This is a genomic window from Sulfurospirillum sp. UCH001, from assembly GCF_001548035.1.
Taxonomy (GTDB): Bacteria; Campylobacterota; Campylobacteria; order Campylobacterales; family Sulfurospirillaceae; genus Sulfurospirillum.
In genome coordinates this window covers 634,235-652,139 of sequence record NZ_AP014723.1, presented here as the reverse complement: position 1 = coordinate 652,139, position 17,905 = coordinate 634,235, and the positions used below count along the sequence as shown (strand labels likewise).

The following is a 17,905-nucleotide window of genomic DNA, read 5'->3' as shown; positions in this document are numbered from 1 at the left end:
GCTAACATATGGAAAAACAGTTGAAAATTCTAGCCGTAGATGATGATTTTATCAATCTTAAATTGATTAGTTCAATGTTGCGAAAAAATGAAAAAGTTGGTGCGATCATTGAAGCGACAAATGGACTTGATGCAATCAATCTTCTAAAAACACAAGGTGATATTGACCTAGTATTGCTTGATATTAAAATGCCCGTTATGGATGGTATTGAATTTCTCACAAACATTCAATCTATGGGTGAATTTAAAAAGCTTCCTGTGATTGTGTTAACAACAGATGAAACTCGTAAGCATGAAGCATTTGATCATGGAGCTTTTGATTTTTTAGTAAAACCAATACGTGAACATGACTTAAGTAGTAAAATAGCGAAAGTTGCTGATCTTTTTTGATCAGCAACTTCGTTGAATAACCTCATTTATCTTGTAATATAACGATGTTATCTCCTCTTTTTTCTCAATAAAACTGTTTTTATTCGCAATCAAATATGCCGATGAATCCAAGATTGTCTCAACAACTTTAAGTCCATTTTGTTTCATGGTGCTTCCTGTCTCAACAATATCAACAATCACATCTGAAAGACCTACAAGTGGTGCTAATTCAATAGAGCCATACAATTTGATAATATCAACTGCCATTGCTTTTTTTGAGAAATATTTTTGCGCGATATTGGTCATTTTAGTAGCGACTTTGAGTTCAGGCGCACTATAATCAATCTCTTTACCTTCTTGTATACCTACACATACTTTACATTTTCCAATACCAAGATCAAGCAAACGAAGAAGGTCCTCATCTTTTTCTTCCAATACGTCTAATCCTACTACCCCGATATCTGCAGATTGATGTAAAACATATGCAGGAACATCTTGATTTCGCACAAGTAAAAATCGAAAACCGTCTGCTTCTAAAATTAATTTTCTATCATCAAAACGAAAAGCTGTTCCAAAAATTTTTTCAAAAATTTCCAATGTCTCTTCTGCAATTCTGCCTTTTGGCAATGCTACTGTTAACATTTTATCCCTTTATCCTAATGTTCTAACTGTGTTTTTTTAATTGTTTTAAGCATACCTCTAAAAATGAGCGTACGATCAAAAATCGCATTACTAAAAAATTTAGAGAAAAATTTTCCATCTCCACCTAAGAAGAAAATACGTTTGTCCTTACAGGTTGCCTCTAAAAGTAAAAGGATTGATTTCACAACTCCATAAGAAATCGCATCATTTGTTTTTTGAGGTAATGCATCCAAAGCAATACTAGGATTGATAGGCAAGCTTAGGCGTGGAGAAATGGAAGCGTAGCATTTTTCATACGCAGCAAGTCCAGGCAGAATAAACCCACCCAAGTGCATACCTCCTGACATAATATCCACTGTTATTGCACTTCCAGCATCGACAATCATTCCATCCTCAATCGTACTACATGCTGCGATACGATCAATCCCCATACCTTGATAAATTGTGTCAAATTCAAAGTACGGCTCTAAATCAATAAAGTTTGATTTACCTTGTACCCAATGTTTCAAAGTATCGTTGACACAAATATAATACACTGTTTCTTTGGTGGCAAAGTCTTTAAATTGCTTATGAGATAAACTCCAAACCCTACCATCTTGATAAAAATCAGCATTTGAATTACCAATATCACATAAAATCATTATAAACCTTCCAACCATTTTCATTAAGAAGTAGCGCTGCCTTAGAGCACAAAGGAGCATTAATGAGCAAATGCTTATACTTATATGCATGATTAACATGTTGTTCTAAACTTTTGTAGAGGTCTATAATTTCATCAACATTTTTTCGTAAAAAACGGCTTTTTTGATCCATTCGAAAGATAAGATGATAAAAAGATTTTTGATCAACACCACTAAAAATAGAAAGTTTTTTGCGAGTATGAAGGACTTGAGGATCCACCACATCTAGAGATGTAAAAACGACCTGTTTATTATGACAAATACGCTCTAACATCTCCTTCATGATGGTAACACAACCCAATACCTATTTTTTACGATTGAGTTTAAAGAAATGATTCTTATAGTAAAGTGCATCACCTGTTGTAAAGACGTGACTTTCAATTTCATCTGGAAGTTTATAAACATTGGTTGAGATCAAATCTAAATCTGTTGCAATGACATAGCCACCTTTTTCAATCATATAAACAAAGTCACCGTAAATGGTTCCAGCAAATGTTGCAAATGGGAATTTACGTTCTTTTAACTTTTTAAGATCAGCATCTGCTAAAATCACGCGTCCATCTTTAGTGAAAACAAAAATACGATTTTCAAGAACAATCACATCTTTGACATCAGTCTCTAAGAAGTTAATTGATTTTGGGCTAATAGAAACCACTTTACTTTTTGTTGCCGCAACTAAACGGTCACCCAAAACTTGAAGATAAATGATATTGCCAAAGAACTTCTCGTTACTTACGACAACATCACGAATTGGTTTTTTTGTTTGCTCGTCTACGATCACTAATTTACCATCTAATGTTGGGAAAACAATCAAGTCACCTAAAAAATAAGGTGAAGCAATACGTGAGTCTAGAACATATACATTGTCTTGCTTAAGGTGCATCATTTCTTTGCCATCATTGATGTCGATAAGCACTAATTCATTTGAGCCTAGTACAACTGCTAAAAGGTTATTTTTCAATGATGCAGATGCTACAGAAACGCTACATTCTTTTGAGAAAAGCACTTTTTTATTTGCATCTACAATTTGTAAAGCTCCACACTTAGATGCAGAGACATAACGTCCTTTATCTTCTGCAAGATAAACAAACCCTTCAGATAAAACAATATTAGAAAGACCTTTTTTCGTAACAACTTGACCATTAGATAATGTTGCGCCATCCCTTACAGCATCAACAATAGTTCCAGGAAGAGATCCATCATAACTGACTTTGCCAGAAAGTGATTCTGGTTCAAAATATTGACGTTTTGTGCCACAGCCGCTAACAACTAACAATAAAGCCAAAAGTGAAAAAACAATTTTTGCGTATCTCATTATTTTAAACCTTGATAGTGTTCTAGATTTTTTGCAATCTGTTTAAGTGGTGAATTCGTCTCAATTTGAGCAAACTTCAACCTCGCCTCTTCTACTTTCTTCTCTTTGAGTAATTCATACCCCTCTTGAAGTAGTACCATGCCTGATAGTAATTCCCCTTTAGGTGATTTATTGGCATCAAGCTGTGAGAGTTGATACGTCGCCAAATCTGCTAAGATAGGATTGTCTTTTGAAAGGGATACTTGAGTTAATGCCTCGATATCACCTTTTGCCAGTGCCGTCTCAAAGGTATACATTGCATAAAGCTTTGGATTTTTTGCTTTAAGAGTTTCGAGTGCAGCAGTATTGTTAGCATCTTTTAAAAGTGCTTGATATGCAGCATTTGACACTTTCAAACGCTGACTTGCCATAACATCATTGATAGCATAACCACCAGCACCTAAAGCTAAAAGCACTAATGCTGAGATAATATATTTTTTATTGCGGTTAAAGAAGCGCTCACTTTTGATCATTCCTTCTAAGAATTGCTCTTCAGTACTAATCTCTTCTTTGACCGCTTTAATATTCTCTTTAAGTCCCAAACACTATCCTTATTAAGCGATTTTTGAAAAATATAACAAAGTTTATCACAAGAAATATAAAAAGCCACTAATGTTATTTCAGTATGCACCAAAAGAGAATTCGCTATAATCAATTTTTAAAAAGTAATCGAAGGATTTAAAACCGTGAAAATTGATAATGAACTACTGCAAAAGCTAGAAAGGCTCTCTTCTTTAAAAATTAGCGACGAAAAAAGAGAAGGTGTGATCAATCAGTTAAGTGAAATTGTCTCTTTTGTTGAAAATCTTAATGAGCTTAATCTTGAAGGCGAAGAAGCAACCTTCACAACCCTTAATGGTGGCACTCCTTTTAGAGAAGATACTCCAAATGTTAATAATGACATTATCAAAACAATTTTAAAACATGCTCCTCAAAGTGAAAATGGCTTTTTTGTTGTTCCAAAAATTATCGAATAATCTCTAATTAGCAAGGACAAAGATTATGAGTTCACTCAATATTAAGGCATTATTGAAGAATGTGGTCGCATACAAAGCGTCCGATCTACATCTTGTAGGTCGTAGTGAACCTCAAATCAGAATCGATGGGAAACTTGTTCCACTCGATATGGAACAACTTAGCGGTACAGTAATTGAAGAGATTTGTTATACACTAATTACCGATAAACAAAAAAAGAAACTTGAAGAAGATAAAGAGCTCGACTTTGCAATCATGTTTCCAGACATTGGTCGTTTCCGTGCCAACTACTACTACACTATCAATGGAGAATTAGCAGCTGCATTTAGGATTATTCCTATCGATATTCCATCTTTGGATGATCTCAATGCTCCTATCGTTTTTAAAGAGTTAGTTAAACGGGAAAAAGGGCTTATTTTAGTTACAGGTCCAACAGGAAGCGGTAAATCTACTACACTCGCTGCACTCTTAAATGAAATCAATCTTTTTGAACATCGACATATTATTACAATTGAAGATCCTGTAGAGTTTATTCATACGAACAAAAAATGCCTTTTCTCACATAGAAATGTAGGAGAAGATACAAAAAGTTTTGCTAGAGCACTCAAGTTTTCGCTAAGACAAGATCCTGACATCATCCTTGTAGGTGAGATGAGAGATCAAGAAACCATTAGTACCGCCATTACTGCTGCTGAAACGGGGCACTTAGTTTTAGGAACATTGCATACAAACTCTGCAGTACAAACAATTAACAGAATTGTCGACAGCTTTGAAGGCGCAGAGCAAGTACAAGTACGTAATATGCTAGCGACATCTCTTCATGCGGTTATTTCGCAAAGCTTACTCCCCAGAGTCGGAGGTGGCAGGGTTGCTATTCATGAAATTATGATCAACAACGCTGCAATTGCCAATTTAATCCGTGAGAATAAAATTCATCAAATCTATTCTCAAATGCAACTCAACCAACAAAAAACGGGGATGATTACACAGACTCAAGCTATGATGAAAAACTTACGAGCAAATCTTATTACAAAAGAAGATGCCATTCGTTACTCTACCCAACCTCAAGAACTCCTCAACAATATGGGGATATAAAAAGAAGGTTTTACTAATATTACAGCTTATTAAAGCTATACTAAAGCACAAAAAAATCTAAAATAATGGGTAAAAAGGCACCTAAAGTCATGAACAATGGTAATCATATCGCAGAAATGGTTTTTCAACTTGCAGAGGAAACATTTACAAAATTAAAAGACTTAAATATTCCTCCATACCCTAAATACTACCACGATACCTTTGTCGAAACCATGCAAAAAAGCGGTGACCCAGAAATTCTAGACCTCTCAAAAAAACACAGTTATCTTTTCTCCAACGCTTCTCAAGAAGAGATGGTAAGCGAAACATGCTTTGGTTTAATGAAAAAAGGGCTAGAGGAGTTTGTTAAAACAAACGATAATCTCAAGTTTATTTCAGATGAAACCGCCATCAACATTGACAATATCAAAAAAGATTACGAAAGTGTTGATACCCACCAAATCCTTCAAGCTTTCGATAGTTTTCAAGGTAAAATTTTTCAAGAACTTCAAGCAGCGGATGAAACCATCGCAAAACTTAAATTAGAAGTTGAACGCTTGGAGAGAGAATCAAACATTGATCCTTTGACAAAAGCACATAACAGAAGAGTTCTCGTTAAAGACTTAGAAGAAGTACTCAGCTTTGGCAAAGATAAAGATATGGATATGCACCTTGTCATGTTTGATGCAGATGACTTTAAACAGATCAACGACTCTTTTGGTCATATTGCAGGGGACAAAACGCTTATTTTCTTATCAAAATTAATTCAAAATTCACTACGTCGAGGTACTCGTATCTATCGTTATGGTGGGGAAGAATTTGTGGTTATTCTGAATCGTACTTCATTTGATGAAGCCACTAAAATTGTAGAACGTATCATTAAAGAAACAAGTGATAGTAAATTACTTTATAAAAACCACGACATTCATTTAACTCTGAGTGCCGGTATTTGTTCACACAAACAGAACATTAGTGCAGATGATTTATTGGATAAAGCAGACAAAGCACTGTATGAAGCCAAACGTAGTGGAAAAAATTGTTTTAGGAGCGCAAATTAATGGCGAATGTTTCTATGTTTGACATTATTTCTTTAGCTTTAGTGCTGATTTTAGGCATTAAAGGCATTATCAACGGCTTTGTCAAAGAAGTCTTTGGTCTTTTAGGTATTATCGGTGGTATCTATTTCGCATCACGTTATGCACCTGTTGCCGGCAAAATGATTAGTGATCATATTTTTGCCTTTGGGAATCAAGCATCGCTTTATCTTTTTGGATTCATCGCTGTTTTGATTGTCGTATGGATTACCTGTATTTTTTTAGGCTATTTAATCGCACAAGCATTAAGTCTGAGCGGTCTTAGCATGATTGATAAACTTGCTGGTTTTGTTATAGGAAGCATGAAAATATTTTTAGTTTTCTCCGTATTCGCTGTTACACTGAGCAATATTGAGTTTATCAAGTCAAGAATGGAACCTTATGTTGCTAAAAGTATGATGTTTCCACTTTTCTTAGAAATGGGAAAATATATTGTTAAGCTTGATACCAATACGATGTTTGAGAGCCTTCAGCCTAAAGAGAAAACAAACCCTTAAAAGAGGTCAACAATGAGTACATTTGAAAATCTTGAATACAGCTCTTTGCTCGCAAGTTTTAAAGAGCTCTTGAAAAACAATAGCCTAAAATTTACAAAACAACGTGAAGTTGTTTTAAAAACTTTGTATGAAAAGAATGAGCATTTCACACCTGAGGACCTCTATATTTTTCTAAAAAGTACTTATCCTGAACTTAATATTGGCATCGCTACGGTGTATAGAACACTTAACCTTCTTGAAGAGTCTCACATGGTAACATCTATCTCTTTTGGTGTTGCAGGCAAAAAATTTGAACTTGCCAATAAGCCTCACCATGACCATATGATCTGTAAAAGCTGTGGACTCATCATTGAATTCCAAAATGACAAAATTGAACAACTGCAACTCGAAATTGCAAAAGCAAATCGTTTTGTTATCACCAGTCATTTAATGCAATTGCGTGGTCTTTGCGAAGAGTGTGCAAAAGAAAAGTAAACATTTAGAAAAGAGGAAGTAATTTTGATATTTCAAGACCAATACCAACAACAGCGTATCGAAAAAGGTAAAGCACTTCAAGCGCTTGGTCGAAATCCTTATCGACACAATATAATTAAAGACACGAGCACAAAAGAGTTTTTAGAGTGTTATGAGTACGTCATAGAGAGCGAACTCAAACGTGATGAAAACAAGAACAATACTGTTGTAGGACGTATTAAATTTTTACGCCATATGGGGAAAGCCGCCTTTGCAAAAATTGAAGATGAGCATGGCCTTTTACAAATATATTTTAGTCGCGAATCTATTGGCGATGATTGGTTTGATGAAGCTAAAAAACTTGTAGAGGTAGGCGATATTATTAGTGTTACGGGTTTTCCTTTCGTAACAAAAACCGGTGAACTTTCACTCCATGTAAAAGCATTAGAAGTAGCAACAAAATCAATTGTTCCATTGCCTGAAAAATTCCATGGTCTTCAAGATAAAGAGCTTAGATACCGCAAACGCTATCTTGATATGATTATGAATGCCGATGTACGCAAAACTTTCAAAATCAGAAGTAAAATTGTCAGTGAAATCCGCCACTTTTTTGAAGAAAGAGACTTTTTAGAAGTAGAAACACCAATGATGCACCCTATTGCAGGTGGTGCGAATGCAAAGCCATTTGTGACTCATCACAATGCTTTAGGAGTAGATCGTTATTTAAGAATTGCGCCAGAACTTTATCTCAAACGTCTTGTTGTAGGTGGTTTTGAAGCTGTTTTTGAAATTAACCGTAACTTTAGAAACGAAGGTATGGACCAAACGCATAACCCAGAATTTACAATGATTGAATTTTACTGGGCATATCATAACTACCATGATTTAATGCATTTAACAGAAGAGATGTTTGATGTACTTCTTAAAAAACTCAAGCTTCCACGTAAACTTCCTTATGGGGAAATGGAGATTGATTTTTCAAAGCCATTTAGAAAAATTGCCTTTAGAGCAGCGCTGAGTGAAATTGGTGGTGTTCCAGATGAAATACTAGATGACCGTGCACAAATTACGCAATACATTAATAATAAAGGCTTTAGTGTAGAAGCAAATTTAAGCCTTGGAAAACTCTATGAAGAACTCTTTGATCTTTTTGTAGAAGAGAAGCTTATCAATCCTACATTTATTATTGATTATCCGATTGAAATCAGCCCATTGGCTCGAAGAAGTGAGACGAACCCAAATATTGCAGAGCGTTTTGAGCTCTTTATCGCGGGTCGCGAAATTGCCAACGGATTTAATGAGCTGAATGATCCTTTGGATCAGTACGAGAGATTTGCAAAACAATTGCAGGCAAAAAACGCAGGTGATGATGAAGCCCATGAGATGGACGAAGACTATGTCTATGCTTTAGGTTACGGCTTGCCACCAACAGCGGGACAGGGACTTGGAATTGACCGTTTGACGATGTTACTCACCAATGAGTTATCCATTAAAGATGTCATTCTTTTCCCAGCCATGAAACCGCTTAATGACAACGATGAACAAACACAAAAAGATGAGGAATAAAAATGAGTATTTTAAAAACTGTTGACCCTGTTGTTTATGACTTAACGCTAAAAGAGTTAAACCGCCAATGTGACCATCTTGAAATGATCGCTAGTGAAAACTTTACCTACCCTGCTGTTATGGAAGCAATGGGTAGTGTTTTCACCAATAAATATGCAGAAGGTTATCCAGGTAAACGCTATTATGGTGGTTGTGAATTTGCAGATGCTGTTGAGCAACTTGCAATTGATAGAGTATGCAAACTTTTTGGTTGTACCTATGCTAATGTTCAGCCAAACTCAGGTAGTCAAGCAAATCAAGGTGTTTATCAAGCCCTTTTAAGCCCATACGATAAAATCTTAGGTATGGATCTAAGCCATGGTGGTCACTTAACACATGGTGCAAAAGTCAGCAGTTCTGGTAAAACGTATTCTAGCTTTTTCTATGGTGTAGAGCTTGATGGTCGCATTAACTATGATAAAGTAAGAGAAATTGCACATATCGTTAAACCAAAAATGATCGTTTGTGGCGCGAGTGCATATCCAAGAGAGATTGATTTTGCTAAATTTAGAGAAATTGCAGATGAAGTTGGTGCATATTTATTTGCAGATATCGCACATATCGCTGGTTTGGTTGCAGCAGGTGAGCATCCAAGTCCATTCCCGCACTGTCATGTTGTGACGTCAACAACACACAAAACACTTCGTGGACCAAGAGGTGGTATCATCCTTACCAATGACGAAGAGATTGCTAAAAAAGTAAACAGCGCGATTTTCCCTGGTATTCAAGGTGGTCCATTGGTTCATGTTATTGCTGCTAAAGCCGTTGGTTTTGCAGAAAACTTAAAACCAGAATGGACAGTCTATGCAAAACAAGTTCGTGCAAATGCAAAAGTACTTGCAGACGTTCTTATTAAAAGAGGTTACGACATCGTAAGTGGTGGTACAGATAACCATCTTGTATTGGTATCTTTCCTCAACAAAGAATTTAGTGGAAAAGATGCAGATCTAGCGCTTGGACGTGCAGGTATTACCGTCAATAAAAATACTGTTCCAGGCGAAACTAGAAGTCCATTTGTTACCAGTGGCGTACGCATTGGTTCACCAGCCTTGACTGCTCGTGGTATGAAAGAAAAAGAGTTTGAAATCATTGCAAACAAAATCGCAGATGTTCTTGATAACATCAATGATGAAGCGCTCCATGCAAAAATCAAAGATGAAATGAAAGCATTGGCAAGCAATTTTATTATTTATGATAGACCAACCTACTAAGGGAAATTATGTACAATATTGACGTCTCTCTCATCAAAATGATAACCGATCACTACTGGATTAAACGTGATAACATTGTCCAAAAAATCGATTTTGGAGGGAGAGTCTTTTTTGATAAATTCGAACGTATTGATCAGCCTTTGAACAACAGTATCATCAAAGATCACCTTGATGGAAAGATTACGGTTGCGCATTCTTTGATCAATCGTTTTGACAAAGTTGAGAACATCGTTTTCGACTATAATGGAAGAAATACCGAGCGATTTTGGCATAGGGCACAACTTTTGCTTAGAGAAGAAGGATTCATCAATTTTACTGCGTATAAGAGTAAAACGGAGGGTCATCTACATCTGTATGTTCATAAAGGTCATACTACCTTACAAGAGGGGTATCAGATCGCTAAAATGCTCTCAGCAAAGCTTTCGCAAAAGCTTCCTCGTGAGTGGAGAATGTTCCCGACACAGGAGCTTCCAAGAGAGTTTAACATTTTGGCACTGCCTTATGACTTGTACCAAAAAGAGCGAGGCGCTTCTTGGTCGAAGCATATGTAGTAAACATCATTCTAAGGAGAAACGATGGAAAATAGAAATGAACTCAGTGATATTGTGTTAGAAAAAGGGGATAACAAAACCCTTAAGATGAAGCGTATCCTTATTTTAGTTGCTTTTTTGATTCTTGTCTTTTTGGTCGCCCTCGCAAGCATGAAAGTAGCAAACAAAGATCAAGGTAAAGATGCTTCTAAGTTGATTTTGCCACCAGAACCAACGCAAGAGACACAAGTTCCTAAAGACGATCAGCTCTTTAAACAAGTGCCGATTATTGAAGAGAACCCTAAAAAAGAGAGTTTTGAAGATATGATCAAAACACTTAAAGAAAAAGAGGCTCAAAAACAAGAAGAGGCAAAAGGTGCGGAGGTAAAACCTAAAGAGACAACCACCGCTCCAGTAACAACTGCACCAGTTAAAGAAGCTGCGCCTGCTAAAACAAAAGAGCCTGCGCCTGCTAAAGTAAAAGAAGAGCCTAAAGCACAACCTCTACTTCGCAGTACAGAAGTCGACTCACATCCATCGACTGGTGGAAGTGCTGATGCAGGTATTTATGTTCAAGTGGGTGCTGTTGCCACTGCTCCTGATGCGAAACAACTCAGTGATATCAAAGCAAAAGGCTTTGAGTACAAACTTTATACAACAGTTGTTAATGGTAACAAAGTCACTAAGATTCTTATAGGACCATATGCAAAATCAAGTGATGCAGAAAGTGCTCTTGTCTTGATTCGTTCAAGTATCAATAAAAACGCGTTCATTTACAGGGTAAAATAAGGTGCTTAGCTCTCGTAAAATTCTTTTTGATCAGCTCACCCCCATCACGATTTTTGCAAAATTGCAGAATCATTTTTCAGGTGAGCTCTGCTTTTTATTTGAAAGTGCCATCAATAACAACGATGGCAACTTTAGTTTCCTCTTTATTGGAGCACGTGAGCGTGTAATTCACAAAGACGGTGAGAGTGTTCATATCGATGAAGATGGCACTTCACACAATTTGGGAGCTAACCCTTTTACTTTTTTAAAAAAACGTTATGCAGAGCTTGATAAAACACTCTATAAAAACTATGCTAAAGAACTTGGCGTTGGTTTTGTAGATGGATTTATCGGCTATATTGGGTATGACGCTGTCAAAATTTTTGAGCCTCGTTTGAAAGCTCATATGGATGGACTTAAGGATGATCTTCACATTCCAGAAATTGATCTGATGCGTCCAAAGTTAGTCTGTACCTTCTCGCACAAATCCAATACACTTACGTTAACAACATTTGTTTCAGAATTGGCTTCGCAACTAAATACCATCGAGGGGCTACTTAAAGAGCCGCATATTCACATTCCTATCCAAACAGCATATGTCGATAAAGCAAAAGGCTCCTTCGCTTTTTCAAAAGAGTATTTTTTTGAAATGGTCAGTAAATCAAAAGAGATGATTCGAAGCGGAGATGTCTTTCAGATCTTAATGTCAAATCGTTTTACACAATACACGAAAATTGATCGTCTCAGTTTTTACCGTATTTTGCGTCAAAAAAATCCATCTCCTTATATGTTCTACCTCTCTTATCCAGAGTTTGCAATCATAGGAAGCTCTCCAGAGGTGATGGTAGGACTCAAAGACAGTCATATTTTACTACGCCCTATTGCAGGAACGCGTAAACGTGGCTCAACGTATGAAAAAGATCAAGCCTATGAAAAAGAGATGCTCAGTGACGAAAAAGAGAGAGCTGAACATTTGATGCTCATTGATCTTGGGCGAAATGATCTTGGTCGTGTTGCAAAAGTAGGAAGTGTAAAAGTCAAAGAGATGATGAGAGTGGAGCGATACTCTCATGTCATGCATATGGTCAGCGATATTGAAGCTACATTAGATACTAAACATGATATGTTTGATCTTTTTGCCGCGACTTTTACCGCTGGCACGATGACAGGAACGCCTAAAATTAGGGCTATGGAACTCATTAGCGATTTTGAAGGTATAAAGCGTAGCTTTTACAGTGGAGCTGCTGGATATTTTGGATTTGATGGCAATATGGACAGTTGTATTATGATTCGAACTGCTTATTTGGATGATGAAAAGATTATCTTTCAAGCAGGTGCAGGCATTGTAGCCGATAGTCAACCTGAACTTGAATATCTTGAAGTAACCAATAAACTAGGAGCCATGACTAGCTCTTTAGATGACCTTAAAGAGTAGCACTCGTATGTTACTCTTTAGTATCTTTGGTTACCCCGTAACCCACTCTATTTCTCCTCGCCTTCACAACAGCGTTTTACAAGCACTAAAATTAGATGGCTGCTATGTACGAAAAGCCATTACCGAGCCTGAAAAATTACTCTCAACTTTCCACGCTATGAAATTAACAGGTGCAAATGTAACCGTTCCTCATAAAGAAGCTGCATACGAACAATGTGATGAAGTAAGAGGCATTGCCAAAGAGATAGGCGCAGTCAATACTCTGGTACGAGAAGGCGAGCGCGTCATTGGTTATAACACGGATGCAGAAGGCTTTTATGAAGCAATAAAAAGTTTTGGATATATTCGAAATGCCCTTATTTTGGGGGCAGGTGGAACGGCTAAAGCCATTGCTATTATTTTAAAAAGTCATGATATAGAGACAACCATTCTCAATCGTTCTGCTTCCAGACTCTCTTTTTTTGCATCAAGAGGTTTTACGTGCCAAACATGGGATACGTTTGAATCAAAACCTTATGACCTCATCATCAACACCACTTCTGCTGGACTAAAAGATGAAGAATACCCTTGTGATAAAGAACTTTTAAAAACCATTTTTAAAGAGTCAAAATACGCTTTTGATGTGATTTATAACAAACCAACTCCTTTTTTAGAATTGGCAAGAAGTTGTAACATACGCTGCAAAGATGGTAAAGAGATGCTTCTCTATCAAGGAGTACTTGCTTTTAACCTCTTTTTTTCCAAGCATTATGATCTAAAGACCATCGAAACTCTGATGCGCCCTGCTTTTGAACTCTAAATTTTCCTAAAGGAGAGTATGTGCAACTTGAAAGAACATTGGGAAATCCCTACGCACATGACTATCAACTGCTAATTAAAAATATTCTAAATGCCCCTATTTATTATGATCCAAACCAAGAGATCGTCTATCGCGGAGAGAAACGCTTCACCTATGCGACTTTTAAAAAACGTGTTCATAAACTTGCCAATATGCTCACTTCGATGGGTGTCAAAGCAGGCGATACCGTTGCAGTTATGGACTATGACTCTCATCGTTATTTAGAATGCTACTTTGCGATTCCAATGCTTGGGGCCATACTTCATACGATCAACATCCGTCTTTCTCCTGAGCAAATTCTCTACACCATAGATCATGCAGAAGATGACGTTATCTTAGCACATACAGATTTTTTACCTACCTTGGAGCAAATCAAAGGAAGACTCGATGTGCAGAGCTTTATCGTCTTAGCGGATGATGAAAAAGTACCTTCAACAACCTTGGATATTAAAGGTGAATACGAAGCACTTCTCAGTCAACACGCCGATGTTTTTGATTTTCCAGATTTTAATGAAAATACACGGGCTACAACCTTTTATACCACTGGCACTACTGGGCTTCCTAAAGGCGTTTATTTCACCCATCGTCAACTTGTTCTTCATACATTGGGCGTTCTCTCTACACTTGGCAGTGCTCCACAACAAGGAAACTTTCATCAAGGTGATGTCTATATGCCCATCACACCGATGTTTCATGTACATGCGTGGGGGTTGCCTTATGTTGCGACCATGCTCGGTGTGAAACAAGTATATCCTGGTCGTTATATCCCTGATCTTCTTTTAGACCTAATTGATAAAGAAAAAGTCACGTTCTCACACTGTGTTCCTACCATCATGCACATGCTTTTTAACTCTCCAAAAATTCATGATGTCAATCTTAAAGGATGGAAGGTCATCATCGGTGGAGCTGCTCTTCCTAAGGCTATGTGTAAAGAGGCTCTTAAAAAAGGTATCGATATGTTCACAGGATACGGGATGAGTGAAACCTGCCCTATTTTGAGTCTCGCGCAACTTACTCCTGAAATGTTGGAACTTGATGATGACGCCCAAAGCGATATACGCATTAAAACAGGTCGTCCTATGGGTCTAGTTGAGATTAAAGTGGTTGATGAGAAGATGCAAGCACTTCCTAAAGATGGTATGAGTACGGGAGAGATCGTTGTACGCTCTCCATGGCTTACTCAAGGCTATTTTAAAGATCAAAAAAACTCTGAAATTCTCTGGCAAGGCGGTTACTTACATACGGGAGATATGGCGAACATGGATGAGCGTGGTTATATCAAAATCACCGATCGTGTTAAAGACATCATCAAAGTGGGTGGAGAATGGGTTTCATCTTTGGAGCTCGAAGACATCATTCACCAACACCCAAGTGTCAAAGAAGTCGCAGTGATTGGAGTAGAAGATGAGAAATGGGGAGAAAGACCTCTTGCACTTGTCGTTTTAGACTCTACGAAACCTACCAATGAAAAAGAGTTACTGATCCATGCTAAAGAGTTCATCAAAAAAGGAATTATGGCACGCGAAGGTATGTTGCTTAAAATAAAATGCGTTGAAAGTATTGATAAAACCAGTGTTGGTAAAATCAACAAAAAAGAGCTTCGAAAAAAATACGCTTTCTAACCGTATAAAGGAAGTTTGTCTAAACTTCCTTCTTCATTTAAAAATCAAACAATTCACTTAAAAAACTCTCTTTTTTCTTAGGGTATCCGTGGTGATTTGATTTTTCATGATAGGTGTCGTGCTTACGTTCTTTCTCATAACTTTTAGAAGGTGTAGAACTATAGGTTGTACTACGTTCAATGATTTTATCAAGTTCACCACGGTCCAACCACACACCTCTACATTGTGGACAATAATCTATCTCAATTCCTGCGCGTTCACTTAGTAAAAGATCAACATTCTGGCAGATGGGACATCGCATAATTTTTACTCCTTTTAATGCTATTGTCTTTAATTATAACAATCAAGAGTAAATAAATGTTAAATTTTTCGTCCTCTTTTTTACGTCTTCATTTATCATAATCATCAATATAAAAAGCCTGTATTTTGGCATTATTGATTATCGGCTTCTTAAATTTTGATTTTGTGCTTAAAAAAAAGTAATTTATACATCCAAACATTAAAAATTTTATGTTAAACTAATACTATTATAGGTGTGACATTTACTAAAGAGAGTATTTCATGAATTTTATTTCAAGACTTTTTCATACCTTTTTTTCGTCAGATGACAATTACAATGCACTGTATCGTTTTTTTGATACCAGTAGCTCCATTATGCTTTTACTTGATCCTGAAAGTGGCGAAATTATCAATGCCAATGAGGCAGCGTCACGTTATTATGGTTACCCCTTAGAACACCTTGTTGGAATGTCTATCGCGACGATTAACACCCTTCCACCTGAACGTGTAAAAGAGGAGCGAAAACGCGCTCTTATGGAAGAGCGTAACTATTTCAATTTTAAACATCAACGTGCCAATGGTGAAATAAGAGATGTAGAGGTTTTTTCAACACCTATCAATCTCAAAGAAAGAAAAGTACTCTTTTCCATCATACACGATATAACCGATCGTAAACAAATTGAACAAGAACTCATACAAAAAAGCGAAGATCTTGCAACTCAAGAGACACTCTTTAAACAAATTTTAGATACTTCCAGTGTTGCTATCTTTTTAGTAGATATGACAGGACATATCACGCAAGCCAATCAACGTATGGCTGAGATGTTCCACTATCCAAACAAAGAGATACTGCAAGGTAAAGAGTATGTAGAACTTATTCATTCTTCCGAAAAAGAGATTGGACGCCAAAAAATGCTTGCCCTATTGGGTAGTAAAATTGCATCAGTCGATCTAGAGCGTATCTACCGTAGGTCAGACGGTAGTAGTTTTTGGGGGCGACTCACAGGAAAACGCTTTTATGATGCCAAAGGTGTAGAAATTGGGCTTGTTGGTGTCATTGCCGATATTGATGACCGCAAATACATCCAACAATGTGAACAGCACCATAAACAAATTTTACAGATGATTGCCAACACATCACCTCTTTCTACGATTTTACATGCGATGATTGGAGATATAGAAGCCATCCATCACCATCGTATAGGATGTAGTATTGTTCTTTTTGATGAAACAAACCATAAATTGACCCTTGGTGCAACATCGAATGCCCTTGAACTTTTAAATAGTACCATCATTAGTGCAGCACGTAACAATGATGATTTTTTAACCCATCTGATGCACCTATCCCCTCAACCTCATCTTTTTAGCTCGCTCAATCAAGAAGCATGGTGGTATGAAAACATAAAATGCATCACTCTTGAGAATGCTGAACATTGTTGGTTAAATCCTGTTGTTTCAGCCTTTGGAAAACCATTAGGTCTTTTCATTATCTGTTCATTACAACATCAACCGCTTACACTTCGCGAAATGAAGCTCATCGAAGATGAAGTACAATTTATAGCACTGGCTATTGAGAAAAGCAAAAGCGATGCAAAACTAAAACTGGCAGCAAGTGTTTTTACGTATGCTAAAGAAGGTATCATTATCACTGACCCCTATGGGACAATCATTGAAGCAAATGACGCTTTCGTACGCACAACCGGATACCCTCTTTCTGAAATCATTGGTAATAATCCCCGTATCTTAAAATCTGGCAGACAAGAGATGCCTTTTTATACACAAATGTGGCAAAGCATTCTTACTGCAGGAAATTGGCAAGGAGAGATTTGGAATCGCCGTAAAGATGGCAGTATTTACGCAGAAAGGCTTACCATCAGCGCTATCAAAGACAGTGAAGGTGAAGTTCAAAATTTTGTGGCACTCTTTACAGATATTACTACTATGAAAGAGCATGAGGAAGAACTCGAACATCTTGCACAGCACGATGCGCTAACATCGTTGCCTAATCGTATATTACTCTGGGATAGATTGGGACAAGCCATCGCTGAGGCACAGCGTTACAATGCCCATTTAGCCGTTTTATACATTGACTTGGATGGATTTAAAGAGGTCAATGATACCTATGGTCATAATGTTGGAGATGAACTTCTTATCGCTGTCTCTAAACGCATTACAAGTCTATTGCGCAAAAATGAGACGATTGCACGCTTAGGTGGTGATGAGTTTGTAGCCCTGCTCACCGATCTTAAAGAGCCTTATGAGTGTGAGCCTATTGTCAAGCGTATTTTACAGTCCATGAACGAGGTTATTGAAATTCATGGTATTGATCTATCCATCTCAGCGAGTATAGGTATCAGTTTTTACCCTGATGATTCTCTAGGTGCGGAAGAGTTAATTTTACATGCGGATAAAGCAATGTACTATGCGAAACAATCAGGCAAAAATTGCTATGCCTTTTTCAGCCATCTCGATACATAACG

General features: G+C 37.1%; 20 protein-coding genes. 14 read left to right on the top strand and 6 right to left on the bottom strand.

Annotated features, from left to right (window positions below):
* Positions 1 to 8 precede the first annotated feature (8 nt).
* A complete protein-coding gene (locus tag UCH001_RS03355) occupies positions 9 to 389 on the top strand; it encodes a response regulator (protein ID WP_067174288.1) in 381 nt (126 codons plus the stop codon).
* Here the strand turns inward: UCH001_RS03355 and hisG are convergent, their stop codons facing one another.
* From hisG to UCH001_RS03330, 5 genes are read right to left on the bottom strand one after another with little or no spacing between them, the layout of a single operon-like run.
* Entirely contained in the window at positions 390 to 1,010 is a 621-nt protein-coding gene (hisG, locus tag UCH001_RS03350) for an ATP phosphoribosyltransferase (protein WP_067174285.1), read from the bottom strand.
* A 14-nt stretch (positions 1,011 to 1,024) separates the two neighbouring features.
* Positions 1,025 to 1,651 (bottom strand): type III pantothenate kinase, encoded by a 627-nt coding sequence (locus tag UCH001_RS03345; RefSeq protein WP_067174282.1) that lies wholly within the window; start codon positions 1,649 to 1,651, stop codon positions 1,025 to 1,027.
* Positions 1,638 to 1,964, bottom strand: coding sequence for a hypothetical protein (locus UCH001_RS03340; protein ID WP_231963956.1), 327 nt, complete (start codon positions 1,962 to 1,964; stop codon positions 1,638 to 1,640). The genes UCH001_RS03345 and UCH001_RS03340 overlap by 14 nt, the downstream gene beginning before the upstream one ends.
* Positions 1,965 to 1,994: 30 nt before the next feature.
* Positions 1,995 to 3,005, bottom strand: coding sequence for a PQQ-binding-like beta-propeller repeat protein (locus tag UCH001_RS03335; protein ID WP_067174277.1), 1,011 nt, complete (start codon positions 3,003 to 3,005; stop codon positions 1,995 to 1,997).
* Positions 3,005 to 3,586 (bottom strand): hypothetical protein, encoded by a 582-nt coding sequence (locus UCH001_RS03330; RefSeq protein ID WP_067174274.1) that lies wholly within the window; start codon positions 3,584 to 3,586, stop codon positions 3,005 to 3,007. Before UCH001_RS03330 ends, UCH001_RS03335 begins: the two co-directional genes overlap by 1 nt.
* 144 nt (positions 3,587 to 3,730) lie before the next feature.
* Between UCH001_RS03330 and gatC the strand changes: the two genes are divergently transcribed.
* The 12 genes from gatC to UCH001_RS03270 all read left to right on the top strand — a co-directional run bounded on the left by gatC (position 3,731) and on the right by UCH001_RS03270 (position 15,146).
* Complete coding sequence (gene gatC, locus UCH001_RS03325; protein ID WP_067174271.1) at positions 3,731 to 4,021, top strand: Asp-tRNA(Asn)/Glu-tRNA(Gln) amidotransferase subunit GatC; 291 nt, start codon at positions 3,731 to 3,733, stop codon at positions 4,019 to 4,021.
* Between the two features lie 25 nt (positions 4,022 to 4,046).
* Positions 4,047 to 5,114 carry a type IV pilus twitching motility protein PilT gene (locus tag UCH001_RS03320; protein WP_067174268.1) on the top strand — a complete coding sequence of 356 codons (1,068 nt, stop codon included), beginning with the start codon at positions 4,047 to 4,049 and terminating at the stop codon, positions 5,112 to 5,114.
* A gap of 89 nt (positions 5,115 to 5,203) precedes the next feature.
* A complete protein-coding gene (locus tag UCH001_RS03315; protein ID WP_067174265.1) occupies positions 5,204 to 6,151 on the top strand; it encodes a GGDEF domain-containing protein in 948 nt (315 codons plus the stop codon).
* On the top strand, positions 6,151 to 6,684 hold the full coding sequence (locus tag UCH001_RS03310; protein ID WP_067174263.1) for a CvpA family protein: 534 nt from the start codon (positions 6,151 to 6,153) through the stop codon (positions 6,682 to 6,684). Before UCH001_RS03315 ends, UCH001_RS03310 begins: the two co-directional genes overlap by 1 nt.
* A gap of 12 nt (positions 6,685 to 6,696) precedes the next feature.
* On the top strand, positions 6,697 to 7,158 hold the full coding sequence (locus UCH001_RS03305) for a Fur family transcriptional regulator (RefSeq protein ID WP_067174260.1): 462 nt from the start codon (positions 6,697 to 6,699) through the stop codon (positions 7,156 to 7,158).
* 27 nt (positions 7,159 to 7,185) lie between these two features.
* Positions 7,186 to 8,703: a lysine--tRNA ligase gene (lysS, locus tag UCH001_RS03300; RefSeq protein WP_231963988.1), complete on the top strand. Its 1,518-nt coding sequence runs from the start codon at positions 7,186 to 7,188 to the stop codon at positions 8,701 to 8,703.
* Between the two features lie 2 nt (positions 8,704 to 8,705).
* Positions 8,706 to 9,953, top strand: a complete 1,248-nt coding sequence (locus tag UCH001_RS03295) for a serine hydroxymethyltransferase (RefSeq protein ID WP_067174254.1) — start codon at positions 8,706 to 8,708, stop codon at positions 9,951 to 9,953.
* A gap of 8 nt (positions 9,954 to 9,961) precedes the next feature.
* Positions 9,962 to 10,504: a DUF1882 domain-containing protein gene (locus UCH001_RS03290; protein WP_067174252.1), complete on the top strand. Its 543-nt coding sequence runs from the start codon at positions 9,962 to 9,964 to the stop codon at positions 10,502 to 10,504.
* A gap of 24 nt (positions 10,505 to 10,528) precedes the next feature.
* Positions 10,529 to 11,272, top strand: coding sequence for an SPOR domain-containing protein (locus tag UCH001_RS03285; protein WP_067174249.1), 744 nt, complete (start codon positions 10,529 to 10,531; stop codon positions 11,270 to 11,272).
* 1 nt (position 11,273) lies between these two features.
* Positions 11,274 to 12,686 (top strand): anthranilate synthase component I family protein, encoded by a 1,413-nt coding sequence (locus tag UCH001_RS03280; protein WP_067174246.1) that lies wholly within the window; start codon positions 11,274 to 11,276, stop codon positions 12,684 to 12,686.
* 7 nt (positions 12,687 to 12,693) lie between these two features.
* Positions 12,694 to 13,485 (top strand): shikimate dehydrogenase, encoded by a 792-nt coding sequence (locus tag UCH001_RS03275; protein WP_067174243.1) that lies wholly within the window; start codon positions 12,694 to 12,696, stop codon positions 13,483 to 13,485.
* Between the two features lie 20 nt (positions 13,486 to 13,505).
* Entirely contained in the window at positions 13,506 to 15,146 is a 1,641-nt protein-coding gene (locus UCH001_RS03270; RefSeq protein WP_067174240.1) for a fatty acid--CoA ligase, read from the top strand.
* Between the two features lie 37 nt (positions 15,147 to 15,183).
* On the opposite strand, the gene UCH001_RS03265 is transcribed toward UCH001_RS03270, so the two are convergent.
* Positions 15,184 to 15,447, bottom strand: coding sequence for a zf-TFIIB domain-containing protein (locus UCH001_RS03265; protein WP_067174237.1), 264 nt, complete (start codon positions 15,445 to 15,447; stop codon positions 15,184 to 15,186).
* A gap of 260 nt (positions 15,448 to 15,707) precedes the next feature.
* Between UCH001_RS03265 and UCH001_RS03260 the strand changes: the two genes are divergently transcribed.
* On the top strand, positions 15,708 to 17,903 hold the full coding sequence (locus tag UCH001_RS03260) for a bifunctional diguanylate cyclase/phosphodiesterase (RefSeq protein ID WP_067174235.1): 2,196 nt from the start codon (positions 15,708 to 15,710) through the stop codon (positions 17,901 to 17,903).
* Positions 17,904 to 17,905 lie beyond the last annotated feature (2 nt).